Genomic DNA, 26,466 nt, shown 5'->3' on the forward strand with positions numbered 1-26,466 from the left:
ACCACCTAGACCACCAAGGACAGCAACAGCACCAGCGCCCCGGCGACCACTGAGATCACGCACTCCATGACCGACCAGGTCTTCAGGTTCTGGCCGACGCTGAGGCCGAAGTACTCCTTGACCAGCCAGAACCCGGCGTCGTTGACATGGCTCAGGAAGAGCGAGCCGGCGCCGATGGCCAGGACCAGCAGGGCCGTGTGCGTGGTCGACATGTCGGCCGCGAGCGGGGCGACCAGGCCCGCGGCGGAGACGGTCGCCACGGTCGCCGATCCCGTCGCCAGCCGGATCGCCACCGCGATCAGCCAGGCCAGCAGCAGTGCGGGTATCGACCAGTCCCGGGAGATGTCCAGGATCATCTGGCCCACGCCGGAGTCGATCAGCGTCTGCTTGAAGCCGCCGCCCGCGCCGACGATGAGCAGGATGCCCGCGATCGGGCCGAGCCCCTTCTCCACGGTCTCCGCGAGGCGCCCGCGGGTGAACCCGGCCGGGCGGCCCAGCGTGAACATCCCGACGAGCACGGCCGCGAGCAGCGCGATCAGCGGCGAGCCGATCACATCGAAGACGCGCTGCACCGTGTGCGCGGGATCGTCCACGACGATGTCGACCAGCGCCTTGGACAGCATCAGGACGACCGGCAGCAGCACCGTGGCCAGCGTGACCCCGAAGCCGGGGCGCCGGTCCAGCTCCGCGGAGGGGCGCGCGGCGATCATCCGCTCGGGAACCGGTACGTCCACCCAGCGGGCGGCGACCTTCGAGAACAGCGGCCCGGCGATGATCACCGTCGGGATGGCGACCACGACACCGAGCGCCAGCGTCACACCGAGGTTCGCCTTGACGGCGTCGATCGCGACCAGCGGGCCGGGGTGCGGCGGGATCAGACCGTGCATCACGGACAGACCGGCCAGCGCCGGAATGCCGATCCGCATCAGCGAGTAGTTGCCGCGCTTGGCGACCATCAGCACCACCGGGATCAGCAGCACGATGCCGACCTCGAAGAACAGCGGCAGCCCGATCACCGACGCGATCAGCACCATCGCCCACGGCATCGCGCGCCCGCGCGCCTTGCCGAGGATCGTGTCCACGATCTGGTCCGCGCCACCGGAGTCCGCGAGCAGCTTGCCGAGGATCGCGCCCAGCGCGATCAGCACGCCCACCCCCGCGACCGTCGAGCCGAGCCCGGCGGTGAAGCTGGCGATCGCCTTGTCGAGCGGCGCCCCGGCGAACGCGCCCAGCGCGAGCGAGCCGACGGTCAGCGCCAGGAAGGCGTGGAGCTTGAACTTGGTGATGAGCAGCACGATGACGGCGATGCCCGCCAGTACGGCGATGCCCAGGTGAGCGTGGCCCGCCGACGTGATCGGCTCGACGGCGTCCGCTGCCAGCATCTCGACGCTGAGTCTGGTCACGGGTGTCCCTTGAGGTGAGGAGAGGAACTCTCGGTTTCGGGTGGGGAGGTGCGCCCCGCGAGGGGGAGCGGGTTACTGCGTGGGCTGAGCGTGCGGCTCGACGCGTTCGAGGTCGCGCAGGGCGGCCACGGCGCGGGCGGTGATCTCCTCGGGGCTGCCCGAGACATCCACCGCGACCCCCGCCTCGTCCGCCTCCAGCGGCTGGAGCGTGGCGAACTGGGAGTCCAGCAGCGCCGTGGGCATGAAGTGCCCCTGGCGGTGAGCCATCCGGTCCTCGATGAGCGCGCGGTCGCCCGTCAGATGCACGAAGACGACACCGGGAGCCGCCGCCCGCAGCCGGTCGCGGTACGCCCGCTTCAGCGCCGAGCTGCTGACCACCCCGCCGAGCCCCGCCCGCCCGTGCGCCCACGTACCGATGGCGTCCAGCCAGGGCCACCGGTCCTCGTCGGTCAGCGGCACACCGGCCGACATCTTGGCGATGTTGGCCGGGGGGTGGAAGTCGTCGCCCTCGGCGTACGGAACGCCGAGGCGGGCCGCCAGCAGGGGACCGATCGTGGTCTTGCCGGTGCCCGCGACACCCATGACCACCACGACATGGGGGGTGCGCACTTGCTGCATCCTGTGCTCTCGCTGTCTTCGTCGACATCTGATGTCGACGCAACTGAAACCGATTAGGTACGACGAATTCAAGAGTATGTGATGAATAAGTCTGACTTTTGATCGAGTGATCCGCCCCGTACCCTGAGTGCATGAGCACACCGGGCCGGGGGCTTCACGGCCATGTACTGGACACCCTCGGCCCCGCGATCACCGCGGGCGACTACCCGCCGGGCAGCGTCCTGCGTACGGACGAACTGGCCCAGCACTTCGAGGTCTCACGCTCCGTGATGCGCGAGGCGGTCCGCGTCCTGGAGTCGATGCATCTGGTGGAGTCCCGCCGCCGGGTCGGCGTCCGGGTCCGCCCCAAGGCCGAGTGGAACGTCTACGACCCGCAGGTCATCCGCTGGCGGCTGGACGGCGCCGACCGCCCCCACCAACTGCGCTCCCTGACCGTCCTGCGCTCGGCGGTCGAACCGGCCGCCGCGGCCCTGGCCGCGCACCACGCGACACCCGAGCAGTGCGCCGAACTCACCGCGTGCGCGCTCGGCATGGTCGCCAACTCACGCGGCCACCAGCTCGCGGGCTACCTCTTCCACGACGTGGCCTTCCACCGCGTGATCCTCGCGGCCTCGGGCAACGAGATGTTCGCCCGGCTCGGCGATGTCGTCGCCGAGGTCCTGACCGGCCGTACGCAGCACGACGTCATGTTCGAGGACCCAGACCCGGCCGCCGTCACCCTGCACGTGCAGGTCGCGGAGGCGGTCCGCGCGGGCGACGCGACCCGCGCGGAACAACTGACCCGTGAGATCACCGTCGGCGCGCTGCACGAACTGGACGTCCTGGCCCCCTGACGCCAGTCCCGTAAGTCCCTCGGCCGCGGGAAGCCCCGACGCTCAGTCCTCGACGTCCCCGTCGACGTACACCCACGCCCCGTCGACCCGCTCGAACCGGCTGCGCTCGTCCAGCGAGCCGCCCCGGTAGGACGCCCGGAAGGTCACGGTCCCGGTGGTGTGGAACGCCGAACCGTCCGTCGTCCCCAGCACCTCGAGGCCGGTCCACCGCATCCCCGGGTCCAGGTCGAGCCGGGCGGGCCGGGTGCGCGGATGCCAGGTGCGCAGCAGATACGCCGCGTCCCCGCGCACGAAGGCGCTGTACCGCGAGCGCATCAGCGCCTCGGCCGTCGGCGCGGCGGCGGCTCCGGAGAGGAACCGGCCGCAGCACTTCTCGAACGCCTCGGGCAGGCCGCACGGGCAGGAACGCGTGGTCATGACCGCCATTCTGCCCGCTGACCGGGGAAGCCCCGCGGGCAGGCCCGCCCCGACCGCCCCGCCCCGTGCGGCAGCCGTCCAACGGAGTCACAGTGGAAGAGGGCCACGCGCCCGGTCCCCTTGTCCCGCACCGCGTGAGGAGGGACGGACCATGACCGGAGCCGCCGCCGACGGGCCTGTCTCCGCCAAGGAGTGGACGCTGCGTCTCTACCTGTCCGAACACGACCCCGACACCGCGGCCCGGGTCGTCCTGAGCACCGGTGACACCGTGCTGGAGAGCCACGCCGAGGCCCATCGCAACCCGGACGACTCATCGGTGCCCGAGATCGGCGAGGAACTCGCCGTCGGCCGGGCCCTGGTGGCGCTCGGCCACCAGTTGATCAGGGCCGCCGCCGGTGACATCAAGGCCGTCGGCGCGCTGGAGGAACCCTCGCCCGCGCCGCTCTGGTCCGCCCGGGAATGAGGAGGCCGAAGCCGTGCTCTTCATGGATCGTCACGAAGCAGGGCGCCGACTGGCCGCCCGCCTGGCCCATCTCAGAGGCGCGGACGTCGTGGTCCTGGGACTGCCCAGGGGCGGGGTGCCGGTCGCCGCGCAGGTCGCCGAGGCCCTCGGCGCGCCGCTGGACGTCTGCCTGGTCCGCAAGCTGGGGGTGCCGTTCCAGCCGGAGCTGGGGATGGGAGCCATCGGCGAGGACGGCGTACGCGTGATCAACGACGCCGTCGTACAGGACGCGCGCGTCACCCCCGAGGAACTGGCGGAGGTGGAGGAGCGCGAGCGGGACATACTCCAGCGGCGCTCCCGGCTCTACCGGGGCGCGCGGACGCCGGTCGGGGTCGCGGGACGCACGGTCGTCGTGATCGACGACGGCGTGGCCACCGGGTCCACCGCGCGCGCCGCCTGCCGCATCGCCCGCGCCCGAGGAGCCGCCCGTATCGTGCTCGCGGTCCCCGTCGCACCGCAGGACTGGACCGACCGCCTGGGCGAGGACGCCGATGACCTGGTCTGTCTGGAGACACCCTGGGACTTCTACGCGATCGGCCAGTTCTACGCCGACTTCACCCAGGTCGAGGACGACGAGGTCGCCGCCTGCCTCGAACGGGCCACCGGCCGCGCGCGCGGGTCCGCCGCCGGGCACGGGGACCGCGAGGTGGACATCACGGCCGGAGTCGTCCGGCTGCGCGGGCGGCTGACCGTGCCCGAGGACGCGGTCGGGATCGTGGTCTTCGCGCACGGCAGCGGCAGCAGCAGGCGCAGCCCGCGCAACCGCTTCGTGGCCGAGGGCCTGAACCGGGCCGGACTCGGCACCCTGCTGTTCGACCTGCTCACCGAGGACGAGGAGGCCGACCGGGCCAAGGTCTTCGACACCGGTCTGCTGGCCGGACGCCTCGCCGACGCCACCGCCTGGCTGCGCGCACAGCCCGAGGCGGCGGGCAGGCCCATCGGCTACTTCGGCGCCAGCACCGGTGCCGCCGCCGCCCTGTGGGCCGCCGCGGAGCCCGACACCCACGTCGCCGCGGTCGTCTCGCGCGGTGGCCGGCCCGATCTCGCCGGGTCCCGGCTGCCCGCGGTGACGTCCCCGACGCTGCTCATCGTGGGCGGCGCCGACGTGACCGTACTGGACCTCAACCGGCAGGCACAGACCGGGCTGCGCTGTGAGAGCAGCCTCGCGGTCGTCCCCGGCGCCACGCACCTGTTCGAGGAGCCCGGCGCCCTGGAGGCGGTGACCGACCTGGCCCGCGACTGGTTCACCGACCACATGGCACCCGCGCATGTATAGCCGCCGCACGTGCCCTTCGCGCCTGGGCGGCGGCCCCCGTCGTCGCCCTCCCGCGCGCGTTAGCGTGAAAGCATGAGCACGGGTGCGGTCACCCTGTTCCTCGGTGGTGACGTCATGCTCGGCCGGGGCGTCGACCAGATCCTCCCGCACCCCGGTGACCCGGCGCTGCGGGAGACATACATCCACGACGCGCGGTCCTACGTCGGCCTGGCCGAAGTGGCCAACGGCCCGATCCCGCGCCCCGTCGACTTCCGCTGGCCCTGGGGCGAGGCCCTGCCGGTCCTGGACGAGGCCGCGCCCGACGTCCGCGTGGTCAACCTCGAGACCGCCGTCACCGCGGCCGGGGAGTTCGCCCCCGGCAAGGGCGTCCACTACCGGATGAGCCCGGACAACCTGCCCTGCCTCGCCGCCGCCCGCCCCGACGTCTGCGCCCTCGCCAACAACCACGTACTCGACTTCGGCCGCCGGGGCCTGGCCGAGACCCTCGACGCCCTGGCCGCGGCGGGCCTGCGGACCGCGGGCGCCGGACGGGACGCGGCGGCGGCCTGCCGCCCCGCGATCGTCCCCCTGGACACGGGCGGACGGGTCCTGGTCTTCTGCTTCGGCATGCCCTCCAGCGGCATCCCGCACGGCTGGGCCGCCACCGACGAACAGTCCGGCGTCGACTTCGTCGCGGGCCCGTCGACGGCCGCCGCCGACAGCTTCGCCGACCGGCTGCGGGAGGCGAGGGAACCCGGCGACCTCATCATCGCCTCGGTCCACTGGGGCGCCAACTGGGGCTACGACGTCTCCGACGCGGAGGTCACCTTCGCTCACGAACTCGTCGACGCGGGCGCGGACATCGTCCACGGACACTCCTCCCACCACCCCCGCCCCCTGGAGATCTACCGCGACCGGCTCGTCCTGTACGGCTGCGGCGACCTCGTCGACGACTACGAGGGCATCGGCGGCTACGACCGCTACCGGGACGACCTGCGCCTGCTCTACCTGGTCACGGTCGAGGCGGACACCGGCCGGCTGACCGACACCCGGATCGTCCCCCTCCAGGCACGCAGGATGCGCCTGGAGCACGCCTCGGCCGAGGACACCGCATGGCTGCGTACCGTCCTCGACAGCTACAGCCGGGACATGGCCACCCGCGTCGACCACGGCCCCGACGGCACCCTCACGCTCCGCCCTTGCGCAGGAACCGGCGCAGACGGCTCAACGGCCAGGTGTTGATCACGTCCTTCGCGGTGAGCCAGCCGCGCTGCGCGGTGCCGACACCGAAGCGCAGACAGGCGAGATGCGGCACGGAGTGGGCGTCGGTGTTCACGGCGAACCTCACCCCGTACTCACGGGCGCGCAGGATCTCCTCGTCGCACAGATCGAGCCGGTCCGGCTGGGCGTTGACCTCCAGCGCGGTGCCGGTACGGGCACACGCGGCGAACACCGCGTCCCAGTCGGCGTCCACCGGGGGCCGCTTGCCGATCAGCCGGGTCGTCGGATGACCGATGACCTGGATGTGCGGGTTCTCGCAGACCCGGACGAACCGCCGGGTCATGGCCGCGCGGCCCAGGTCGAAGTGGGAGTGCACCGAGGCCACACAGAGGTCGAACCCGGCGAGGAACTCATCGGGCCAGTCCACCTCGCCCTCGGGCCCGATGTTGAGTTCGGTCCCGTGCAGCAGCCGCATCCCCCGGTGGACGCCGTCCAGCGCCCGCACCTGCTCCCGCTGCGCGAGGATCTTCTCGTCCGTCATGCGCTGCATGGCCAGGTCGGGTGCGTGATCGGTGACCGCGAAGTACGCGTAGCCGCGCTCCGCCGCGGACTGCACCATCGTCTCCAGCGGCGCGAGCCCGTCGGTGAGGTCGGTATGGGTGTGCAGATCACCGCGGATGTCCCGCTCGGTCACCACCTCGGGCAGCTCGCCGCCCAGAGCCGCCTCGATCTCCCCGCGGTCCTCCCGCAGCGTGGGCGGGATCCACGGCAGACCGAGCCGCTCGTACACCTCCTCCTCGGTACGCGAGGCGACGGACTCCTCGCTCTCCGCGTCGAACAGCCCGTACTCGGACAGCTTCAGCCCCTGGCGCACGGCGAGGGTCCGGGTGCGGATGTTGTGGGCCTTGGACCCGGTGAAGTACTGCAACCCGGCCCCCCACGCGTCCGGCGGCAGCACCCGCAGATCGACCTGGATGCCCTGGGCGGTGCGCACCGACGTCTTCTTCGCCCCGTGCGCGATCACCTCGGCGGTGGACGGCAGCCCGGCGAGCGCGTCCATGAAGGGCGCGGACCGCGCCGCGGCGACCAGGACGTCGATGTCGCCGATGGTCTCCCGCATCCGCCGCAGCGACCCGGCGTACGTACAGCGACGGCAGCCCTTCACCGCGGAGAGCTCGGCGACGATGTCCTCGGCGTCCCGCATCGCGACATGCAGCGGGATACGGCCGCCCGACTGCCGCAGGAGCGTGATGCCGTGCAGGATGTTCTCCTGCGTCTTCGCGCCGAAGCCCTTCAGATCGTGCAGCGCGTCCGCCTCGATGGCGGCGGCCAGTTCGTCCACCGAGGAGATGTGCAGATCCTCGTAGAGCCGCAGGGCCTTCTTCGGACCGAGCGTGGGGATGGCGGTGAGCGCGCGCACCCCGGCCGGGATCTTCGACCGGCGCTCCTCCACCGCCGAGACCGAGCCGGTCCGCAGATACTCGACCACCTTGTCCGCGATCGACCGGCCCACATGCGGGATCTCCCGCAACCCCTCGGCGTCCAGCCGGGAGATGTCGACGGGATGCCCCCCGATCGCCCGCGCCGCCTTCTCGTAGGCGCGCGCCTTGAAGGCGTCGCCTCCCGTGATCGCGATGAGGTCCGCGTACTCCTGAAGGAGCCCCTCGACCTCTTCGTTGGGCCGGGCCACATCTCAGTCTAGGAACCGGTCGCCGCCGCCCGCAACGGAGCCGGACGGGGTCCACCACCTGGTGGACCCCGGGTTCAACCGATCGCCGCTGCCGCCGCCCCACCCCTCGCCACCAGCATGGAGGGCATGAAGAACCTCCCTGTACGCATGGCTCGTTGGAGCGCGGCCCACCCCTGGCGGGGCATCGTCGGCTGGCTCGCCTTCGTCGTCCTCTGCCTCGGCATCGGCATCACCGTCGGCACCCACCCGGCGACCAGCGAGGACTACCGCATCGGCGAGGCAGGGCGCGGCGAGGCGATCGCCGCCGAGGGCGGGCTCCAGCAGCGGCCCGTGGAACACGTCCTCATCACGGCGAAGCCGGGCACCGGGAAGCTCGACACCGAAGCCGCCGACTCGGCCGCCGCCGACATCGCCGCCCGGATGGCCCGGCTGCCCGAGGTACGGTCCGTCGCCGCCCCGGTGCACAACCCGGACCGTACGGCGGTACGGGTCACCGTCACTCTCAACGGCCCCGAACTGGAAGGCAAGAAGCACATCGACCCGCTCCTCGCCCAGACCGCCGCCGTGCAGAAGAACAACCCCGCGCTGCGCGTCGAGGAGACGGGAACGGCCTCCATCGGCAAGGGCGTCGACCGACTGCGCGGCGACGACCTCTCCCGCACCGAGGTGATCGCCCTGCCGGTCACCCTCATCACCCTGCTGCTGGTCTTCAGCTCCGTGGCGATGGCCCTCGTCCCGCTGCTGCTCGCGCTCTCCTCGATCGTCGCGGCCGTCGGCCTGTCGATGGTGGCCTCGCACGTCTTCCCCGACGCGGGCGTCGGCACCAATGTCATCCTGCTCATCGGCCTCGCCGTCGGCGTCGACTACACGCTCTTCTACCTCAAGCGCGAACGCGAGGAACGAGCCCGCGCGGAAGGGAAGTTGAGCCCGCAGGCCGCCGTGGAGGTCGCCGCCGCCACGTCCGGACGGGCCGTCGTCCTCTCCGGTCTCGCCGTCGCCGTCTCCAGCGCCACCCTCTACCTCGCCGACGACGTCATCTTCTCCTCCATCGCCACCGGCGCGATCGTCGTCACCCTCGTCGCCGTCGTCAGCTCCCTGACGGTACTGCCCGCCCTCCTCACCAAGCTCGCCCTGCGCGCCGAGCGCCGCGCCGCGCGCCGGGCGGCCCGCGGGCTCGCCCCCAAGCGCCGGAAGGCCCATGCGACCGGCCCCGGCCGGCTGACCGCCGCCGTCCTGCGCCCCGTCGCCCGGCACCCCGCCGCCACCCTCACCGTCACCGTCGTCGCGCTGCTCGCCCTCGCCGCCCCCGTCCTCGGCCTCAAGCTCACCGACATGGGCCGCGAGACGCACTCCCGCTCCATCGCCGCCATGCGGGTCTACGACCGGCTCAACGCGGCCTACCCGGAACTGAAGGCCATGCACCAGGTCGTCGTCCGCGCCGACGCCGACCGCGCACCCGAGGTGACCGCCGCCCTGCACGCCCTCGCCGCCGATGTCAAGAACGACCCGCGCCTTCGCGGCACCCCCCGGCTGACCACATCCCCGGACCGGCGGATCACCATGCTCCAACTCCAGGTCCCGTACACCGTCAGCAGCGACGAGGCCCAGTCCTCGCTCAAGGACCTGCGCACCACGTACGTCCCCGCGACCGTCGGCAAGGTCACCGGCGCACAGACGGCCGTGACCGGCGAAGTCGCCCGCTACACCGACTACCCGACCCACCAGGAACAGAAGCTGCCGCTCATCCTCGGCGCGCTGCTCCTCGTCACCTTCGCCATGACCGTCCGGGCGTTCCGCTCCCTGGTCCTCGGCGTCGTCGGCATCGTCCTCAACCTCCTCTCGGCCGCCGCCTCGCTCGGCGTCCTGGTCCTCGCCTTCCAGCACACCTGGGCCGAGGGACTGCTCGACTTCACCTCCACCGGGTCGATCGGCTCCCGCGTCCCGCTGTTCCTCTTCGTGATCCTGTTCGGCCTGTCGATGGACTACCAGGTCTTCGTGATCAGCCGGATCCGGGAGGCCGCCCTGCGCGGAGTCCCGACCCGCAAGGCCGTGATCGAGGGCATCGGCAGTTCGGCGGGCGTGGTCACCAGCGCCGCCGTGGTCATGGTCACCGTCTTCGCCAGCTTCGCCGCCCTGCATCTGATCGAGATGAAGCAGATCGGCTTCAGCCTCGCGGTCGCCGTCCTCCTGGACGCCTTCGTCATCCGCATGCTGGTCCTGCCGTCCCTGATGCTCCTGCTCGGCGAGGCCAACTGGTGGCCCTCGCGCGGAGTACGCCGCGCCACCGCGCCGACTGCCCCGCCCCTGGCCTCGGTACGCTGACCACCCCGACAAGATCCTTCCCGACGGACCCAACCCCCTTACCCACGAGGTGAATCGACGTGACGCGGCGGCGGCAGCGGTCGGGCGACCCGCTCACCCTGGACCGGATCCTGCGCTGGAACCTCGCGGTCTGGATCCCGTTCGGCCTGCTGCCGCTCGCGATCGCCGTGCACGACGCCACACCCGCCCGCACATACGGGATGTTCGGCCTGATCGGCCTGATCGCGCTGTGCCACGGCCTCGTCCTCGCCCGGCCGGACAACCCCGTCCTGCCCCCGCGCGCCTACCTCGCCGTCCTCGCCCTCGTCCTCGGCGCGACCTCCTACATCCTGACCGGCGGCGCCGCCTTCTACGTGGTGTCCCTGCCGCAGTTCTGGCTCTTCGGCCGCGGCCCGCGGGAGGCGGTCACCTTCGGCGGGGCCGCCGCCGCCCTCACCGTGTTCGGCGGCACGATCGAGCAGGGCTGGAGCCCCGACCTCCTCACCGGCAACACCGTGTCCACCGTCATCGCCTGCGCCGTCGGCACGGCCCTCGGGCTGTGGCTGCACCGGTTCATCGGGCAGAGCAACGAGCGAGAAGAACAACTCTCCGCCGAACTCGCCCTCACCCAGGAGGAGTTGGCCGCCGCCCACCAGCGCCAGGGCGCGGCCGAGGAGCGCGAGCGCCTGGCCCGGGAGATCCACGACACCCTGGCCCAGGGCTTCGCCTCCATCGTGGTGCTCGCGGAGGCCGCCCGCGCCGTCACCGTCACCGACCCCGAACGCTGCGCCCAGCAGCTCACCTCCATCGAGCGGACCGCGCGCGAGAACCTCGCCGAGGCCAGGGTGCTCGTCGGCGCCGCCCCCGAGAGCGGCGTCGCACCCGGCTCACTGGCCACCACCCTGCGCCGGACCCTGGACCGCTTCGTCCAGGACACCGGCCTCACCGTCGACGCCGACCTGCCCGACATCGAGCTGGACCAGCGCACCCGGGTCGCCCTGCTGCGCTGCACCCAGGAGTCCCTCGCCAACGTACGCAAACACGCCGCCGCCACCACGGTCGGCGTCCTGCTCACCGAGGCCCCGGACGGCGTCGAACTGGAGATCACCGACGACGGTCGCGGCTTCGTCATCGAGGAGTCCCACGGCTTCGGCCTGGACGGCATGCGGCGGCGCCTGGCCGAACTCGGCGGCGAACTCACCGTCACCAGCTCCCTCGGGGACGGCACCCGCGTCCTCGCGACCCTTCCCACACAGTGTCAGGAGTGACATGACCGGCACCCCGAACGAACGGATCCGTGTGGTCGTGGTCGACGATCACGCCGTGATGCGCGCCGGAGTCGTCGCGCTGCTGGCCTCCGAGCCGGCCATCGAGATCGTCGGGGAGGCGAGCGACGGCCGCGAGGGCGTCGACCTCGTCGAGCGGCTCGCTCCGGAGGTGGCCCTCGTCGACCTGCGCATGCCGGTCCTCGACGGTGTGGCCGCCACCAGCGAGATCGTCGCGCTGCCGGTGGCCACCCGGGTGCTGATCCTCACCACGTACGACACGGACGTCGAGATCGAACGGGCCGTGGAGGCCGGTGCCGTCGGCTATCTGCTCAAGGACACCACGCGCGAGCAGCTCGCCGACGCCATCCGCTCGGCGGCGCGCGGCGAGACGGTCCTCGCGCCCAAGGTCGCCGAACGCCTCGTGGCCCGGATGCGCCGCCCGGAGCCGGTCGCCCTGACCGCCCGGGAGCGTGACGTGCTGCACGCGGTCGCCGACGGTCTGTCGAACGCCGAGATCGGGCGCCGCCTGTTCATCGGTGAGGCCACGGTGAAGACGCACCTGCTACGGGTCTTCGCCAAACTCGACGTGAGCGACCGCACACGCGCCGTCGTCGTCGCCCTGGAACAAGGCCTGCTGACCCGCTGAGGGCCGCCGAGCGGGGGAGCGGCAGGAGCTCCCGGGTACGGTGTGTGGCCAAACGCAGAAGACCCCAGATGAACTGGGGTCTTCGTTGGTGTCCGAGGGGGGACTTGAACCCCCACGCCCGATAAAGGGCACTAGCACCTCAAGCTAGCGCGTCTGCCATTCCGCCACCCGGACAAGGTGTCTGTCTCGCGGGCTTCCCCGCGGCGACGAAGGAAACATTACCAGGCTTTCGGGGGTGTTCGATCACCCCCTGTTTCCGCGTGAACAGTGCGTGAGGGGCCGAGACCGGGTCTTGGGGTGCGAGGGGGGTCGGAGGGAGGATGAAGAGACGACCAGCAGCGACAGCGGGAGGAACCAGCGTGACCGACACGGACACGGCCAGGAGCGTCACCGGCGAGGACGAGGTCGTCGACCTCTGCCGCGAGCTGATCCGGATCGACACCAGCAACTACGGCGACCACTCAGGGCCGGGTGAGCGCGCGGCCGCCGAGTACGTCGCCGAGAAGCTCGCGGAGGTGGGGCTGGAGCCGCGGATCTTCGAGTCGCACCAGGGCCGTGCCTCCACGGTGGCCCGGATCGAGGGCGAGGACCCCTCCCGCCCCGCGCTGCTGATCCACGGCCACACCGACGTCGTCCCGGCCAATGCCGCGGACTGGACGCACCACCCGTTCTCCGGCGAGATCGCCGACGGGTGCGTGTGGGGGCGCGGCGCGGTCGACATGAAGGACATGGACGCCATGACGCTGGCGGTCGTCCGCGAGCGGCTGCGCACCGGGCGCAAGCCCCCGCGCGACATCGTCCTCGCCTTCCTCGCGGACGAGGAGGCCGGCGGCACCTGGGGCGCCCGGCACCTGGTCGACAAGCACCCGGACCTCTTCGACGGGGTCACCGAGGCGATCGGTGAGGTCGGCGGGTTCTCCTTCACGGTCAACGAGAAGCTGCGGCTGTACCTCGTGGAGACCGCGCAGAAGGGCATGCACTGGATGAAGCTGACCGTGGACGGCACCGCCGGTCACGGTTCGATGATCCACAAGGACAACGCCATCACCGAGCTGTCCGAGGCCGTCGGCCGCCTCGGCCGCCACCGGTTCCCGGTACGGGTCACCAAGACCCTGCGGCACTTCCTCGACGAACTCGGCGACGCGCTCGGCACCGAACTCGACCCCGAGAACATGGACGAGACGCTCGCCAAGCTCGGCGGCATCGCCAAGCTGATCGGGGCCTCGCTCCAGAACACCGCCAACCCGACGCAGCTCGGCGCCGGTTACAAGGTGAACGTGATCCCGGGACAGGCCACCGCGCATGTCGACGGACGCTATCTGCCGGGCTACGAGGAGGAGTTCCTCGCCGACCTCGACCGCATCCTGGGCCCGCGGGTCAAGCGCGAGGACGTCCACACGGACAAGGCGCTGGAGACCACCTTCGACGGAGCGCTGGTCGACGCCATGCAGACCGCCCTGTCCGCCGAGGACCCCATCGCCCGCGCCGTGCCGTACATGCTCTCGGCCGGCACCGACGCCAAGTCCTTCGCCGACCTCGGCATCCGCTGCTTCGGCTTCGCGCCCCTGAAGCTGCCGCCGGAGCTGGACTTCGCGGGCATGTTCCACGGGGTCGACGAGCGGGTCCCGCTGGACGCGCTGAAGTTCGGTGTGCGCGTCCTCGACCGGTTCATCGACGCGTCCTGAGCAGCCCCGAACTCCCTTCGCGGCGCCCCGGGTCGGGCGCCGCGAAGGGAGTTTCCGCTATTCGCCAACGTGTACGGGAGCAGCCCAGGAAGGGTGAATGAGACCATAGGCTCGTAGCCTCATTACTCCCTCCTCGTTACAGGTGATGCGGTCCGAGGCTTGGATCGCTTTTGCCAACAAGGAGGAATGATGATCAAGAAGGTCGTCGCTGCTGCGGCTGCCACTGGTGGTCTGGTTCTCGCGGGTGCGGGCCTGGCTGTCGCCGACTCGGGTGCCCAGGGTGCCGCCGCGCACTCCCCGGGCGTCGTGTCCGGCAACGTCATCCAGGTTCCCGTACATGTCCCGGTGAACGTCTGCGGCAACACGATCTCGGTGATCGGGCTGCTGAACCCCACCTTCGGCAACACCTGCGTCAACCACTGACGTTGCGCCTCACCCCCGTACGGGGTCCTCACCCTCTGTGGGTCTGAGTCCGTCGGCCCCGGAGCGCGCGCCGCGCGCCGTGCTCCGGGGCCGATCGGTCTTCCGTGCCCGCGTACGCAGCGCGCGCACGTTCCGGAAGCTCCACGACAAAGTCGAAGGCAGGAAACAGCAATGCGACAGGTCACGCGCAAGGGCCTGATGACCGTGGCGGCGGCGACCGGCGTCCTCGCCGTCACCGGCGGCTACGCGCACGCCGACTCGGGTGCGAGCGGAGCGGCCGCAGGCTCGCCCGGCGTGCTCTCGGGCAACGCCGTGCAGGTGCCCGTACACATCCCGGTCAACGTCTGCGGCAACACCGTGAACGTGATCGGGCTGCTCAACCCGGCCGTGGGCAACGCCTGCGCCAACACCGGCTCCGGCAGCGCCACCGGCAACGGCGGCGGCGCGCACGCGAGCGGGGCGGCCAGTAACTCACCGGGCGTCGGCTCGGGCAACACCGTGCAGGTGCCGGTGGACGTCCCCGTCAACGCGTGCGGCAACTCCGTGGACGTGGTCGGCGTCGGCAACGTGGCGGGCGGCAACCACTGCGCCAACACCGGCGGCAACCCGGTGACCCCCACGCCCGTCGTCGACACCCCGCCGTCGTGGGGCCACCACACCCCGCCCCACGGCAGCACGACGCCTCCCGGCCCCGGCCGCATCACGCCTCCCAGCACGCCCGAGCGCCCGAGCCACCCCGCCACCCCGCACCACCCGGGCGGCGGCTACACCAGCCACCTCGACACGCACTCCGTCCCCCAGCCCCAGCTCGCCGAGACCGGTAGCGACCTGCCGGTCGGCACGCTGGCCCCGGCCGCCGCGGGTGCGCTGCTCGGTGGTGTGCTGCTCTACCGCAAGGCACGCGCTCGCGTGTGACCGGTGAACGGATCAGGCCCCGTCACGGCGGGGCCCGATCCGTTTCGGCCGCCTTCTCTCACCAGGTGGCGCGCAACTGGCGGATGATCCGCCGACGCAAGCGCACCCTGCGGCTGCCGTCGCGCAGCAGGCTCAGGCGGTCCAACTCCCAGTGACCGTATTCGGCATGGTCGGTCAGCAGGCGCGTGGCCTCCTTGCGGGAGACGCCGCGCGGTACGTACACGTCGACAAATTCGTATTCCGGCATCGCATCTATTGTGCGGGCTGGGGCCCGCTACGGATAGCGTCTGCACTATGTCTGATGCTGCGCAGCCCACCGCTGCCGAGGTACGCGCCGCCGCCGAGGCGGTCAAGACCGCGCTCGACCGCCACCTGGCCGCGGTCGAGCGGAGGACGGGCGAGGACGACCCGGCCGTCTACGAGGCGTTCAACGAGCTGGCCGCGGCGGCCGAGGAGTACGACGAGCTGCTCTACGACCGCTATGACGAAGTCACGCCCTTCGAGATCCCCGGTGTGGAGGAGCCGCTCCCGCCGTACCGGGGCCCCGAGGAACCGCACGCGCTGAGCGTGCTGATCCGCCGGGACTACACAGTGGCGGAGCCGCAGCGGCTGCTGGCGCAGGCGGAGCGCGTGACCACCGCGGAGGAACAGGGCGGGCCGGGGCTTCCGGCCGGTACGGTGCACGGCGCGCTCGGCGCGCTCTTCGGCGAGTTCGAACCGGACGAGATCGCCTCCCGGCACACGGAGTTCGGCCTGGAGGAGGGCGACTCCACGCTGTGGGTGACGGCCTCGGACGAACCGGCGGAGCCGGGCGAGTGGCTGGAGGCCCCCTTCGAACCGGTCGACCCGCAGCAGGTCGTCTGCCGCTTCGACATCAGCGCGGTCTTCGACGAGGAGTCGGAGGACGACGACCTGGACCTGGACGACGAGGACCTGGACCCCCTGGACGCGGACGACACCGACGACACCGACCGCTGACGCGCTGAGCTGAGCCTTCTGGCAGGCACCCGAGGCCCGCCAGAAGGCTCTTCTCGTCCGTCAGTCCGTCGGGACCTGGGGGCGCAGCAGGACGGGCAACCGGGTGGTCCGGGGCTTGGCGAGGGTCTCGGCCACGGCCTTGGGCAGCGCCTGCTCCACGCCGTGCACCACGGACAGATGGCCGGACGCCCGGCCGAACGCCGTGTACACCCAGGGCCGGGTGAGGGCCCGAGCGGCGTCACCGGGCAGCACCACGACCACGGCCCGCCACTGCTGCCCCACCGCCTGGTGCGCGGTCAGCGCCCACCCGTGCCGTAGGGACCGCGCCACCCGCTCCTTCGGTACGACGACGGGGGCGCCCGAGCACTCCAGACGCAGCCCTTCGGCGCCCGCCGTCACCACGCGGCCCGGCAGGGTGCGGCCCGGCGCGGGGGAGTAGACGACCCGGTCGCCGGGGTCGAAGCCGCCGAAGCGGCCGGGGCCGGGGTTGAGCCGCTCCTTGAGCGCCGCGTTCAGCGCGCGCGTGCCCGCCGCGCCGCCATGGCCGGGGGTGATCACCTGCGTCTCCTCGGCCGGGACACCGAGGGCCCGCGGCACCGAGTCCGCGACCAACTGCACGGTCCGGTGCACCGCTTCCCCGGCGTCGCGCACCGGCACGATCACGACCTCCTTACCGGGCGCGTCGACCTGCGGAAGCTCACCGACCCCGATCGCGGAGACCAACTCACCGATCGGGCCCGGGTCGGGCGTACGGGAGGCGATCTGCGGGCACGCGCGAGCGGCGAGCAGATCCGCGAACACCCGCCCCGGACCGGCCGATTCCAGCACCCCCGGGTCCCCGCTCAGCACCAGCCGGGCACCGTCGGGCAACGACTCGACGAGCAACGCCGCGGTCTCGACGTCGAGTTGAGGCGCGTCGCACACGATCAACAGATCAAGATCCAACGCCCCGTCCGCGTCCCTGCCCGGCCCCTCACCCCCACCCAACAGCCCCGCCACGGTGACGACCGCCGCGGCACTCTGCTCACCGGAGGCGCCATCGGGAAGCCCGGACCGGCCACCGGGGAGCGCTTGTCGACCGGCCGGGCTGTGTACGGCCGCCCAGGCTCGTACGCCGAGTCGGTGGGCTGCCTGGAGGAGTGCTGCCGGTTCGCTTCGGGAGGCCTCTCCGCCTGTGTGGAGCACCAGGCCGTGGCGCGCGACCGCGTGGATCAGCTCCGCGGTGCTGCCCCGTGTCGCTTCGGCCGCCCGCTCCCAGTCCTCGGCCGAACCGGCCTCCCGCGGCGCGGAGTTGATCAGCCGGGCCAGTCCGTCGGCGAGGCTCTCCTCCGCGAGCGCGTACCGCTCCAGGCCGATCAGCATGCGGACCGGGCGCTCGCCCTCCTCCTCGTCGCTCGCGGCTGCGGCCGTCTCCAAGGCGTCCTCGAAGAGGAGCGCCTCGCCCTCGGCGATTGCGTCACGGACGGCGGCCTCGGGGTCCGGCACCGCGTAGCGGCCGAGCGCGGCCTCGAGGGCGGACGCCTCCAGCGCCGTATGCCCGGCGAGGGCCGCCTGCTCCAGCAGCCAGACCGTCATCGCGCGGGCCCGGCGCGCGTCGTCGGGGCGGCACTCCGCGCCGAGCAGCGCCCGCGCGAACCCGTCGGCCTGCTCGGGCCGCACGCCACCGGCCCGCAGCAACTGCCAGGGGTCCTCGCGCAGCAGCGGCTGCGCGCCGTCGCCGAGCGCCGCCGCGGCCTGGGGCGCGAGGGACTCGGGGGCACCCCCCTCGACCAGAACGGCCCGCACGGCCGCGAGAGCCGCCTCATCAGGGGCCGACGGCGAGACCGGGGGCGCGACGACGGGCTGCGGGCGCCGTACGGGCTCGGGAGCGGCAGGCCGACGCGCCGCGGGCGCCGGACCATCGGCCGCACCCGGCACCGGCCCGTGCCCGCTCGCACGCGGCACCGGCTTCTCGCCGCTCTCCACGGCCCGCACCGCCGCCAGCAGGTCGGCGGCCGTCCCGCTGAGCTTCCCCCCGGCCGCGATCGGCCCCGCCTTCTCCGCCTTGCGCCGCTCGATCCGCTCCCGCTCGACCCGCTGAGCGGCCAGCTCGGCCTCGGCCTCGGACCGCTCGGACGCCGTACCGTCACCGCTGCCCGCGCCGGGGGAGCCCGCCTCGGTCCCGGCCTCGTCGGCCGGTTCCCCCGGGCGGGGGGCCGTCTCCGTGGTGTCCGGGTCCGTGGTCACAGCGTGCTCCAGTCGTGATCGGGATAGCGGTGCACCGGGGCCGACACATCGTCCAGCGCCCGGCAGATCTCGTCAGGAAGACTAAGCGCCTCCACTGACAACGCCTCCGTGAGCTGCTGCGCGGTGCGCGCGCCGACGATCGGCGCGGCCACCCCCGGCCGGTCGCGCACCCACGCGAGCGCCACGTGCAACGGCGTCGTCGCCAGCCCGTCGGCCGCCGTCTGCACAGCGTCCACGATGCCGTTCGCCGCCTCGTCGAGATACGGCGCGACGAACGGCGCCAAGTGCTCCGACGCCCCGCGCGACCCGACCGGCGTCGCCTTCCGGTACTTGCCCGTCAGCACGCCTCGCCCCAGCGGAGAGGACGGCAACAGCCCTACCCCCAGGTCCCGCGCGGCGGGCAGCACCTCACGCTCCACTCCCCGCTGGAGCAGTGAGTACTCCATCTGCGTACTCGCGATCCGGGTCCGTACCCCCGGCGCCGCGAGCTGCCAGGTCGCCGCCTTCGCGAGCTGCCAGCCGCAGAAGTTGGACACCCCCGCATAGCGCGCCCGGCCGCTGCTGACCGCCAGGTCGAGCGCCTGCAAGGTCTCCTCCAGCGGGGTGGCCGGGTCGTAGGCGTGGATGTGCCACAGGTCGACATGGTCCGTGCCGAGGCGGGCGAGCGAGGCGTCCAGCGCGGCGAGCAGATGACCGCGCGAGGTGTCGAAGCGGCGGTCGGGGTCGGGCACGCTCCCCGCCTTCGTGGAGATCACCAGATCCCGGCGCGGCACGAACCCGTCCATGAGCTTGCCGAGGACGTACTCCGCCTCCCCGTCCCCGTACACGTCCGCGGTGTCGATGAGGGTCCCGCCCGCCTCCCAGAACACCTTCAACTGCTCTGCGGCGTCGTGCTCGTCCGTGTCGCGTCCCCAGGTCAGGGTGCCGAGCCCGATCCGGGACACACGAAGGCCGGTATGGCCGAGATGCCTCTGCTCCATGAACGCCGAGATTACGGCCTGAACCAGCCGAGTGGGTGGCCTGTGGACAACCGATTTCCGGTATGTCCACCGCCGCGCCGGTCCACTAGTGTCTCCCCTCACAAGAGACGTTACTGATCGGTAAGGAGATCGCTGATGCAGCTCGGGATCAACCTCGGCTACTGGGGCGCCGGAATGGACGCGGACAACCTCGCCGTCGCCCAGGAAGCCGACCGGCTCGGATACGCGGTGTGCTGGGCCGCCGAGGCGTACGGCTCCGACGCGGCCACCGTGCTCAGTTGGGTCGCCGCGCAGACCGAGCGCATCGACGTCGGCTCCGCCATCTTCCAGATCCCGGCCCGCCAGCCCGCGATGACCGCGATGACCGCCGCCACCCTCGACTCGCTCTCCGGCGGCCGCTTCCGGCTCGGCCTCGGCGTCTCCGGCCCGCAGGTCTCCGAGGGCTGGTACGGCGTCACCTTCGACAAGCCGCTCTCCCGCACGCGCGAGTACGTCGAGATCGTCCGCAAGGCGATGTCGCGCGAGCGGCTCTCGTACAAGGGCGAGCACTGGACCCTCCCGCTGCCCGGCGGCCCCGGCAAGCCGCTCAAGCTGACCGTGCACCCCCAGCGCGAGCACATCCCGCTCTACATCGCCGCGATCGGCCCCAAGAACCTGGAGCAGACCGGCGAGATCGCCGACGGAGCCCTGCTGATCTTCCCCTCGGCCGACCACCTCGAGGAGACCGCGATCACGCACCTGCGGGCCGGCCGCGAGAAGACCGGCCGGAGCCTCGACGGCTTCGACATCTGCCCGACGCTGCCGCTCGCGGTCGGCGACGACAAGGACGTGCCCGCGCTCGCCGACACCTTCCGTCCCTACACCGCCCTGTACGTCGGCGGCATGGGCAGCCGCAAGCAGAACTTCTACAACCGCCTCGCCCAGCGCATGGGGTACGAGCAGGCGGCCGCCGAGATCCAGGACAAGTACCTCGCGGGCGACAAGCAGGGCGCTGCCGCCGCCGTCCCGCACGAGCTGATCGACCAGACCACCCTGCTCGGCTCCGTGGACCGCATCGCCGACCGGATGAAGGCCTACGCCGCGGTCGGTGTCACCACGCTCACACTGGCCCCCGCGGGCTTCACGCTGGAGGAGCGGATCACCGCGCTCAGGGCCGGGACCGAGGCGCTGGAGCGGGCCGGACTCGCCTGACCGAAGCGAGCCGACGCGAAGCGGGCCGAGAAGCTCTACGGCCGTGGTGGGGGCTCGGGTGTCTTCCCCGCCACGGCCGTCGCCGTGCACAACGCGCCGACGCGCCCCTGGTTACGCGCCGCCGTCCGGCCCGCCCCGTCCGCCGTTCGGCGCAGTCGCCCGGCGCACGTGTTGCCGCCCCCTCGGCACCGCATTTGACTCGTTCTTCGCGGACCCCGAGCGGACCCTGACGAGAGGCGCAGTGATGCTGTCGGCCAAAAGCCTGTTCCGGGAGATCTTCGACCACGACGACGCGTTCCGGCTCTTCTGCTCCATCGCCGCCAGCGGAGAGGCACAAGGAGGCTGGGAGAACGGCCGTATCGCCCGTCTCGTACCGACCGCCGCACAGGAACTCGCGCCCAAGATCGCCCGGCACGGCGCCGACGAGGACAAGCACGGGCGCATCTTCACCGCCCTGCTGCTCAAGCGCGGCCTGAAGCCCGTCGGCGTACCGCCCGAGACCGACTACACGATGCTCCTGGAGCGGCGCGGCATCGGCCTCGCCCACCACAGGCTCAGCGGCGAGCGCCCCCTGACCCTGGACGACATCGTCACCTACCTCGCCCACAGCAGAGTCACCGAACAGCGCGCCGCCGAGCAGATGCGGCTGCTGTGCGCGCACTTCGGCGACCACCCGGAGATGGGCCGCGCGGTCCGGATGATCTCCGCCGACGAGGACAACCACCTCGCCTACTGCCACGAGGAACTGCTGCGCCTGGCCCACGCGGGCCACGGCCGCGCCATCCAGCGGACCCTGCGCGCGTGCGCCCTCGCCGAGATCCGCGTCCACCGCGACGTCAGCCTCGCGGTGACGGCCCACATGGCACGCATCCTCGGCTGGCCGCGGACGAAGCAGGCGGTACTCACCGCGGGCATCCACACGCTGTACGCGTACGAACGCGCCGGCGGCTGGCGCCGCATGGTCTCGCTGCGCATGCCGGAACGCCGTGACGCCCTGGGCGAGCCCGCGAGAACGGCCCCGGAGTTCGCGTAGAGCAGGCGCCCCCGCGGGCGCATATGACCGCTCCCCCGACCACCCCCCGGACCCCCGTACGAAGACCTAGGCTGGGCCGCATGCCCACGTTGATCCTCGTCCGGCACGGACGCTCCACCGCCAACACCGCGGGACTGCTCGCCGGCTGGACGCCCGGCGTCGCCCTCGACGAGCGCGGCACCGCGCAGGCCGCGGCCCTCCCCGCGCGGCTCGCCGAGCTGCCGATCACCGAGGTCGTGACGAGCCCCCTGCAACGCTGCCAGGAGACCGTCCAGCCGCTCCTCGACGCCCGCCCCGGACTGCGTGCGCACACCGACGAGCGCGTCGGCGAGGCCCACTACGGCGAGTGGTCCGGCCGCAAGCTCGCCGAGCTGAAGGACGAGCCGCTGATGGAGGTCGTCCAGGCGCACCCCTCGGCCGCGGCCTTCCCCGGCGGCGAGTCGATGCGGGCCATGCAGACCCGCGCCGCGGAGGCCGTACGGGAGTGGAACGCGCGCGTGGAGCGCGACCACGGCGCGGACGCCGTCTACCTCATGTGCTCCCACGGCGACATCATCAAGTCCCTCGTCGCGGACGCGCTCGGCCTCCATCTCGACCTGTTCCAGCGGATCTCCGTCGAACCGTGCTCCGTCACCGCGATCCGCTACACCCGCCTCCGGCCGTTCCTCGTCCGCCTCGGGGACACCGGCGACTTCGCCTCCCTGGTACCGCGCGAGGAGCCCCCCGGGACGGACGCCACGGTCGGAGGCGGTGCGGGCGCACCGTGATCGTCGGCCGCAGTAGGGTGAAGCGGTCGAACCAGCGCAGTACTTGTCAGCAGCAGCCAGCAGCAGTAGTCAGCAACCGAAGCGGGCCGGCGCGGTCGGCCGGCCCCAGATCCCGATCCCATGGAGACAGGACGTGTCCCGTCAGGTGTTCCTCTACGACCCGCCGGACCGTTTCGTGGCCGGTACGGTCGGGCTGCCCGGACGCCGTACCTTCTTCCTCCAGGCCTCGGCCGGACCCCGGACGACCAGCGTGGCCCTGGAGAAGGCCCAGGTCGCGGCGCTGGCCGAGCGCATGGACGAGCTTCTTGACGAAGTGATGCGCCGCAGCGGCGGAAGCGCCGCCGTGCCCGCCATGACCCCCACCGAGAGCGCCGACTCCGCGCCCCTCGACACCCCGATCGAGGAGGAGTTCCGCGTCGGCACCATGGCCCTGGCCTGGGACGGCGAGGAGCAGCGCATGATCGTCGAGGCGCAGGCGCTCGTCGAGCTGGACGCCGAGTCCGAGGAGGACCTCGCCGAGGCCGAGGAGCGGCTCCTCCAGGACGAGGAGAACGGCCCGCCGATGCTCCGCGTCCGGCTGACCGGCGCGCAGGCCAGGGCCTTCGCCAAACGCGCCCTCGACGTCGTCAACGCGGGGCGCCCGCCGTGCCCCCTGTGCAGCCTCCCGCTCGACCCGGAAGGACATGTATGTCCGCGCCAGAACGGATACCGCCGCGGAGCCTGACCACGGCCGAACTGCTCGCCGACGGCGAGCTGACCGTGCGCGGACGCATCCGCGACGCCTCCAACGCGGCGCTGTACTGCACGATCTCGGCCGACGGGCACCAGGCCAGGTGTGTCTACAAGCCCGTCGCGGGGGAGCGGCCCCTGTGGGACTTCCCGGACGGGACCCTGGCGCAGCGCGAGGTCGCCGCCTACGAGGTCTCCGAGGCGACCGGCTGGGGCCTCGTACCGCCCACCGTGCTGCGCGAGGGCCCCTACGGCGAGGGCATGTGCCAGCTCTGGATCGAGGGGCAGCCGGACGCCGAACTGCTCGCCCTGGTGGACGGCGAGGAACCCGAGGACGGCTGGAAGGCCGTCGGCCTCGCCGACCTCGGCGACGGCAGGACCGCCCTGCTCGTGCACGCCGACGACGAGCGGCTGCGGCGGCTCGCCGTCCTCGACGCGGTCATCAACAACGCCGACCGCAAGGGCGGCCATCTGCTGCCCACCGGTGACGGCCATCTGTACGGCATCGACCACGGGGTGACCTTCCACAGCGAGAACAAGCTGCGCACGCTGCTGTGGGGATGGGCCGGGGAGCCGCTGACCGCGGAAGCCGTCGAGGTGCTCAAGGGCCTCGAGGGCGCCATGGAGGAGGGCGCGGAGCTGGCCGCGCGCCTGGCCGGGCTGATCACCGAGGCCGAGCTGACGGCCACACGCGCGCGTGTGACGGCGCTGCTGGCCTCCGGGAAGCATCCCGAACCCACCGGAGAATGGCCGGCGATCCCCTGGCCACCGGTGTGACAACACCCCCACAACGGCCCGGACCACGGCCCCGCACACCCGAGGACAACCCGCAAGAGCGCCTTTCCGGCCAACCCTCCCGGTCCGGTTCGTGCGCGCAACTGCCCGCCGGTTAGGCTCATGACATGCATGCCTGGCCCGCTTCCGAGGTCCCCGCCCTGCCTGGTCAGGGCCGCGACCTGAGGATCCACGACACCGCGACCGGCGGCCTGGTCACCCTCGACCCCGGTCCCGTCGCCCGTATCTACGTCTGCGGCATCACGCCGTACGACGCGACCCACATGGGTCACGCGGCGACCTACAACGCGTTCGACCTCGTTCAGCGCGTGTGGCTCGACACCAAGCGGCAGGTTCACTACGTCCAGAACGTCACCGACGTCGACGACCCCCTCCTGGTGCGTGCCGCGCGTGACGGCGTCGACTGGGTGGCGCTCGCCGAGCGGGAGACCGCCCTGTTCCGCGAGGACATGACCGCGCTGCGGCTGCTGCCCCCGCAGCACTACATAGGCGCCGTGGAGGCCATACCCGGCATCGTGCCGCTCGTCGAGCGCCTCCGGGACGCCGGGGCCGCCTACGACCTCGACGGCGACATCTACTTCTCCATCGAGTCCGACCCGCACTTCGGCAGCGTCTCCGGTCTCGACGCCGCCACCATGCGGGCGCTGTCCGCCGAGCGCGGCGGCGACCCGGACCGTCCGGGCAAGAAGAACCCGCTCGACCCGATGCTCTGGATGGCCGCCCGTGACGGCGAGCCGAGCTGGGACGGCGGTTCCCTCGGCCGCGGCCGGCCCGGCTGGCACATCGAGTGCGTCGCCATCGCGCTCGACCACCTGGGCATGGGCTTCGACGTCCAGGGCGGCGGCTCCGACCTCGCCTTCCCGCACCACGAGATGGGCGCCTCGCACGCCCAGGTGCTGACCGGCGAGTACCCGATGGCCCGCGCGTACGTCCACGCCGGCATGGTCGCGCTGCACGGCGAGAAGATGTCCAAGTCCAAGGGCAACCTCGTCTTCGTGTCCCAGCTCCGGCACGACGGCGTCGACCCGGCCGCCCTCCGGCTCGCGCTCCACGCCCACCACTACCGCTCCGACTGGGAGTGGACCGACCAGGTCCTGCGGGACGCCGAGGCCCGCCTCGACCGCTGGCGCTCCGCCGTCTCCCGGCCCGACGGACCGCCCGCCGAGGCGCTCGTCGAGGAGATCCGCGACGCCCTCGCGAACGACCTGGACGCACCGGCCGCGCTCGCCGCGGTCGACCGCTGGGCCGCGCGCCAGCAGGAGAGCGGCGGTACGGACACGGGCGCGCCCGGCATCGTCTCGCGCGCCGTGGACGCGCTGCTCGGCGTGGCGCTGTAGGCACGGCCGGACAGGAGAACACGGACAGGAGAACACCAAGGGCGGTGCGCAACCGGCGCACCGCCCTTGTCCGTTCCCTTCCGGCCCCGGTCAGTCCTCGTCCGGCGCGTCCTCGTCCTCGGTCCCCGGCCGCGGCGGCTTCGACGGGCGCGTCCGGCCGCTGGGGTTGTCCCCCCGCAGATACGAACCGCTCTCGCCGCCCTCCGCCGTGGCGTGCCCGCCGGGCGGGCTGACGTCCCGCCGCCGCAGATACCGCTCGAACTCGCGGGCGATCGCCTCGCCCGAGGCCTCCGGGAGTTCGGCGGTGTCCCTGGCCTCCTCCAGCGTCTGGACGTACTCGGCGACCTCGCTGTCCTCGGCGGCCAGTTGGTCCACGCCGACCTGCCAGGCGCGCGCGTCCTCCGCCAGTTCGCCCAGCGGGATCCGCAGATCGAGGAGGTCCTCCAGGCGGTTGAGCAGAGCCAGCGTCGCCTTCGGGTTCGGCGGCTGCGACACATAGTGCGGCACCGCCGCCCACAGCGAGACGGCCGGGACGCCGACGTGCGTGCACGCCTCCTGGAGGACGCCCACGATGCCCGTGGGGCCCTCGTACTTGGTCTCCTCCAGGCCCATCCGGCGGGCCAGGTCCGCGTCGGACGTGGTCCCGCTGATCGGGACCGGGCGGGTATGCGGGGTGTCGCCGAGCAGGGCGCCCAGGATCACCACCAGCTCCACGCCCAACTCATGGGCGAAGCCCAGCAGTTCGTTGCAGAACGAACGCCAGCGCATCGACGGCTCGATGCCGCGGACCAGCACCAGGTCGCGGGGCTTGTCACCGCCGACCCGCACCACCGAGAGCCGGGTCGTGGGCCATGTGATCTTGCGGACGCCGCCCTCCGTGAACACGGTGGGGCGGTTCACCTGGAAGTCGTAGTAGTCCTCGGCGTCCAGCGCCGCGAACACCTCGCCCTTCCATTCCCTGTCCAGATGCGCGACCGCGGTGGAGGCTGCGTCGCCGGCATCGTTCCAGCCCTCGAACGCGGCCACCATGACCGGGTCGATCAGCTCGGGAACCCCCTCGAGCTCGATCACCCAGCGCCTCCTTCCGACGTGCCCTCGCGTACGTGCCAACCTTACGGCGTGCGACGGGGGCGCCCGCAGCCCCCTTGCACGGGGGAGTGACCGGATGCCTGCCCCGCGCGGGCCCACCGAACACACCGGACACACGGAGGGGCGGCTTCCTCTCGTGAGGAAGCCGCCCCGCGCGGGAACCC

25 protein-coding genes and 1 tRNA gene are annotated in these 26,466 nt (G+C 72.3%); 17 read left to right on the forward strand and 9 right to left on the reverse strand.

Going from position 1 to position 26,466, the window contains the following annotated elements:
- Positions 1–5: 5 nt before the first annotated feature.
- Positions 6–1,403: a GntT/GntP/DsdX family permease gene (locus ACZ60T_RS25260; RefSeq protein WP_469667980.1), complete on the reverse strand. Its 1,398-nt coding sequence runs from the start codon at positions 1,401–1,403 to the stop codon at positions 6–8.
- 72 nt (positions 1,404–1,475) lie between these two features.
- Positions 1,476–2,021 (reverse strand): gluconokinase, encoded by a 546-nt coding sequence (locus ACZ60T_RS25265; protein WP_469667981.1) that lies wholly within the window; start codon positions 2,019–2,021, stop codon positions 1,476–1,478.
- Between the two features lie 131 nt (positions 2,022–2,152).
- On the opposite strand from ACZ60T_RS25265, the gene ACZ60T_RS25270 reads away from it, so the two are divergent.
- On the forward strand, positions 2,153–2,854 hold the full coding sequence (locus tag ACZ60T_RS25270; protein WP_469667982.1) for a FadR/GntR family transcriptional regulator: 702 nt from the start codon (positions 2,153–2,155) through the stop codon (positions 2,852–2,854).
- Between the two features lie 42 nt (positions 2,855–2,896).
- Here ACZ60T_RS25270 and ACZ60T_RS25275 read toward each other — a convergent pair whose 3' ends face one another.
- Positions 2,897–3,271, reverse strand: a complete 375-nt coding sequence (locus tag ACZ60T_RS25275; RefSeq protein WP_469667983.1) for a YchJ family protein — start codon at positions 3,269–3,271, stop codon at positions 2,897–2,899.
- Positions 3,272–3,422: 151 nt separating this feature from the next.
- On the opposite strand from ACZ60T_RS25275, the gene ACZ60T_RS25280 reads away from it, so the two are divergent.
- The 3 genes from ACZ60T_RS25280 (at position 3,423) to ACZ60T_RS25290 (ending at position 6,270) form a co-directional block, all read left to right on the forward strand.
- A complete protein-coding gene (locus ACZ60T_RS25280; RefSeq protein WP_469667984.1) occupies positions 3,423–3,734 on the forward strand; it encodes a dsRBD fold-containing protein in 312 nt (103 codons plus the stop codon).
- A 13-nt stretch (positions 3,735–3,747) separates the two neighbouring features.
- Positions 3,748–5,049: a phosphoribosyltransferase family protein gene (locus ACZ60T_RS25285; RefSeq protein WP_469667985.1), complete on the forward strand. Its 1,302-nt coding sequence runs from the start codon at positions 3,748–3,750 to the stop codon at positions 5,047–5,049.
- Positions 5,050–5,121: 72 nt separating this feature from the next.
- Positions 5,122–6,270 carry a CapA family protein gene (locus ACZ60T_RS25290; RefSeq protein ID WP_469667987.1) on the forward strand — a complete coding sequence of 383 codons (1,149 nt, stop codon included), beginning with the start codon at positions 5,122–5,124 and terminating at the stop codon, positions 6,268–6,270.
- Here the strand turns inward: ACZ60T_RS25290 and polX are convergent.
- Positions 6,215–7,939 carry a DNA polymerase/3'-5' exonuclease PolX gene (gene polX / locus ACZ60T_RS25295; protein ID WP_469667989.1) on the reverse strand — a complete coding sequence of 575 codons (1,725 nt, stop codon included), beginning with the start codon at positions 7,937–7,939 and terminating at the stop codon, positions 6,215–6,217. The genes ACZ60T_RS25290 and polX overlap by 56 nt on opposite strands.
- Before the next feature lie 126 nt (positions 7,940–8,065).
- On the opposite strand from polX, the gene ACZ60T_RS25300 reads away from it, so the two are divergent.
- From ACZ60T_RS25300 to ACZ60T_RS25310, 3 genes are read left to right on the forward strand one after another with little or no spacing between them, the layout of a single operon-like run.
- Positions 8,066–10,261, forward strand: a complete 2,196-nt coding sequence (locus ACZ60T_RS25300; RefSeq protein WP_469667990.1) for an MMPL family transporter — start codon at positions 8,066–8,068, stop codon at positions 10,259–10,261.
- A gap of 59 nt (positions 10,262–10,320) precedes the next feature.
- A complete protein-coding gene (locus ACZ60T_RS25305) occupies positions 10,321–11,508 on the forward strand; it encodes a sensor histidine kinase (RefSeq protein WP_469667991.1) in 1,188 nt (395 codons plus the stop codon).
- Between the two features lies 1 nt (position 11,509).
- Entirely contained in the window at positions 11,510–12,154 is a 645-nt protein-coding gene (locus ACZ60T_RS25310) for a response regulator (RefSeq protein WP_469667993.1), read from the forward strand.
- An 86-nt stretch (positions 12,155–12,240) separates the two neighbouring features.
- Here the strand turns inward: ACZ60T_RS25310 and ACZ60T_RS25315 are convergent.
- A tRNA-Leu gene (locus tag ACZ60T_RS25315) sits at positions 12,241–12,328 on the reverse strand.
- 146 nt (positions 12,329–12,474) lie between these two features.
- Here ACZ60T_RS25315 and ACZ60T_RS25320 point away from each other — a divergent pair.
- From ACZ60T_RS25320 to ACZ60T_RS25330, 3 genes are all read left to right on the forward strand, one after another.
- Positions 12,475–13,839 carry a M20/M25/M40 family metallo-hydrolase gene (locus tag ACZ60T_RS25320; RefSeq protein ID WP_469667995.1) on the forward strand — a complete coding sequence of 455 codons (1,365 nt, stop codon included), beginning with the start codon at positions 12,475–12,477 and terminating at the stop codon, positions 13,837–13,839.
- A 189-nt stretch (positions 13,840–14,028) separates the two neighbouring features.
- Positions 14,029–14,262, forward strand: a complete 234-nt coding sequence (gene chpH, locus ACZ60T_RS25325; protein ID WP_365633302.1) for a chaplin ChpH — start codon at positions 14,029–14,031, stop codon at positions 14,260–14,262.
- Positions 14,263–14,433: 171 nt separating this feature from the next.
- On the forward strand, positions 14,434–15,177 hold the full coding sequence (locus ACZ60T_RS25330; RefSeq protein ID WP_469667997.1) for a chaplin: 744 nt from the start codon (positions 14,434–14,436) through the stop codon (positions 15,175–15,177).
- 58 nt (positions 15,178–15,235) lie between these two features.
- Here ACZ60T_RS25330 and ACZ60T_RS25335 read toward each other — a convergent pair whose 3' ends face one another.
- Positions 15,236–15,424: a DUF5703 family protein gene (locus ACZ60T_RS25335; protein ID WP_189217267.1), complete on the reverse strand. Its 189-nt coding sequence runs from the start codon at positions 15,422–15,424 to the stop codon at positions 15,236–15,238.
- A gap of 47 nt (positions 15,425–15,471) precedes the next feature.
- Between ACZ60T_RS25335 and ACZ60T_RS25340 the strand changes: the two genes are divergently transcribed.
- Positions 15,472–16,155, forward strand: coding sequence for a hypothetical protein (locus ACZ60T_RS25340; RefSeq protein ID WP_469667998.1), 684 nt, complete (start codon positions 15,472–15,474; stop codon positions 16,153–16,155).
- Between the two features lie 60 nt (positions 16,156–16,215).
- Here the strand turns inward: ACZ60T_RS25340 and ACZ60T_RS25345 are convergent, their stop codons facing one another.
- On the reverse strand, positions 16,216–18,393 hold the full coding sequence (locus ACZ60T_RS25345) for an ATP-dependent DNA helicase (protein ID WP_469668133.1): 2,178 nt from the start codon (positions 18,391–18,393) through the stop codon (positions 16,216–16,218).
- Positions 18,378–19,361, reverse strand: a complete 984-nt coding sequence (locus tag ACZ60T_RS25350) for an aldo/keto reductase (protein WP_469667999.1) — start codon at positions 19,359–19,361, stop codon at positions 18,378–18,380. The genes ACZ60T_RS25345 and ACZ60T_RS25350 overlap by 16 nt, the downstream gene beginning before the upstream one ends.
- Before the next feature lie 135 nt (positions 19,362–19,496).
- Between ACZ60T_RS25350 and ACZ60T_RS25355 the strand changes: the two genes are divergently transcribed.
- The 6 genes from ACZ60T_RS25355 (at position 19,497) to mshC (ending at position 25,213) form a co-directional block, all read left to right on the forward strand.
- Complete coding sequence (locus ACZ60T_RS25355; RefSeq protein WP_469668000.1) at positions 19,497–20,552, forward strand: LLM class F420-dependent oxidoreductase; 1,056 nt, start codon at positions 19,497–19,499, stop codon at positions 20,550–20,552.
- Positions 20,553–20,796: 244 nt separating this feature from the next.
- Positions 20,797–21,585 carry a ferritin-like domain-containing protein gene (locus ACZ60T_RS25360; protein ID WP_469668001.1) on the forward strand — a complete coding sequence of 263 codons (789 nt, stop codon included), beginning with the start codon at positions 20,797–20,799 and terminating at the stop codon, positions 21,583–21,585.
- An 80-nt stretch (positions 21,586–21,665) separates the two neighbouring features.
- Complete coding sequence (locus ACZ60T_RS25365; RefSeq protein ID WP_469668003.1) at positions 21,666–22,352, forward strand: histidine phosphatase family protein; 687 nt, start codon at positions 21,666–21,668, stop codon at positions 22,350–22,352.
- Positions 22,353–22,485: 133 nt separating this feature from the next.
- Positions 22,486–23,076, forward strand: a complete 591-nt coding sequence (locus ACZ60T_RS25370) for a DUF3090 domain-containing protein (protein WP_365633004.1) — start codon at positions 22,486–22,488, stop codon at positions 23,074–23,076.
- The gene (locus ACZ60T_RS25375) at positions 23,040–23,858 is read left to right on the forward strand and encodes an SCO1664 family protein (protein ID WP_469668004.1); all 819 of its coding nucleotides are present in this window, start codon (positions 23,040–23,042) and stop codon (positions 23,856–23,858) included. The genes ACZ60T_RS25370 and ACZ60T_RS25375 overlap by 37 nt, the downstream gene beginning before the upstream one ends.
- 125 nt (positions 23,859–23,983) lie before the next feature.
- Positions 23,984–25,213, forward strand: a complete 1,230-nt coding sequence (gene mshC, locus ACZ60T_RS25380; protein WP_365632998.1) for a cysteine--1-D-myo-inosityl 2-amino-2-deoxy-alpha-D-glucopyranoside ligase — start codon at positions 23,984–23,986, stop codon at positions 25,211–25,213.
- A gap of 90 nt (positions 25,214–25,303) precedes the next feature.
- Here mshC and ACZ60T_RS25385 read toward each other — a convergent pair whose 3' ends face one another.
- A complete protein-coding gene (locus ACZ60T_RS25385) occupies positions 25,304–26,284 on the reverse strand; it encodes a PAC2 family protein (protein ID WP_469668005.1) in 981 nt (326 codons plus the stop codon).
- Positions 26,285–26,466 lie beyond the last annotated feature (182 nt).

The organism is Streptomyces sp. NPDC104371 (genome assembly GCF_055583785.1).

Coding starts and splice junctions, on each gene's coding strand:
- ACZ60T_RS25270 (WP_469667982.1), top strand. CDS start 2,153: ATGAGCACACCGGGCCGGGGGCTTCACGGCCATGTACTGGACACCCTC.
- ACZ60T_RS25330 (WP_469667997.1), top strand. CDS start 14,434: ATGCGACAGGTCACGCGCAAGGGCCTGATGACCGTGGCGGCGGCGACC.
- ACZ60T_RS25300 (WP_469667990.1), top strand. CDS start 8,066: ATGAAGAACCTCCCTGTACGCATGGCTCGTTGGAGCGCGGCCCACCCC.
- ACZ60T_RS25335 (WP_189217267.1), bottom strand. CDS start 15,424: ATGCCGGAATACGAATTTGTCGACGTGTACGTACCGCGCGGCGTCTCC.
- ACZ60T_RS25340 (WP_469667998.1), top strand. CDS start 15,472: ATGTCTGATGCTGCGCAGCCCACCGCTGCCGAGGTACGCGCCGCCGCC.
- ACZ60T_RS25265 (WP_469667981.1), bottom strand. CDS start 2,021: ATGCAGCAAGTGCGCACCCCCCATGTCGTGGTGGTCATGGGTGTCGCG.
- ACZ60T_RS25355 (WP_469668000.1), top strand. CDS start 19,497: ATGCAGCTCGGGATCAACCTCGGCTACTGGGGCGCCGGAATGGACGCG.
- ACZ60T_RS25310 (WP_469667993.1), top strand. CDS start 11,510: ATGACCGGCACCCCGAACGAACGGATCCGTGTGGTCGTGGTCGACGAT.
- mshC (WP_365632998.1), top strand. CDS start 23,984: ATGCATGCCTGGCCCGCTTCCGAGGTCCCCGCCCTGCCTGGTCAGGGC.
- ACZ60T_RS25360 (WP_469668001.1), top strand. CDS start 20,797: ATGCTGTCGGCCAAAAGCCTGTTCCGGGAGATCTTCGACCACGACGAC.
- ACZ60T_RS25275 (WP_469667983.1), bottom strand. CDS start 3,271: ATGACCACGCGTTCCTGCCCGTGCGGCCTGCCCGAGGCGTTCGAGAAG.
- ACZ60T_RS25375 (WP_469668004.1), top strand. CDS start 23,040: ATGTCCGCGCCAGAACGGATACCGCCGCGGAGCCTGACCACGGCCGAA.
- ACZ60T_RS25290 (WP_469667987.1), top strand. CDS start 5,122: ATGAGCACGGGTGCGGTCACCCTGTTCCTCGGTGGTGACGTCATGCTC.
- ACZ60T_RS25350 (WP_469667999.1), bottom strand. CDS start 19,361: ATGGAGCAGAGGCATCTCGGCCATACCGGCCTTCGTGTGTCCCGGATC.
- ACZ60T_RS25280 (WP_469667984.1), top strand. CDS start 3,423: ATGACCGGAGCCGCCGCCGACGGGCCTGTCTCCGCCAAGGAGTGGACG.
- ACZ60T_RS25320 (WP_469667995.1), top strand. CDS start 12,475: ATGAAGAGACGACCAGCAGCGACAGCGGGAGGAACCAGCGTGACCGAC.
- ACZ60T_RS25365 (WP_469668003.1), top strand. CDS start 21,666: ATGCCCACGTTGATCCTCGTCCGGCACGGACGCTCCACCGCCAACACC.
- chpH (WP_365633302.1), top strand. CDS start 14,029: ATGATCAAGAAGGTCGTCGCTGCTGCGGCTGCCACTGGTGGTCTGGTT.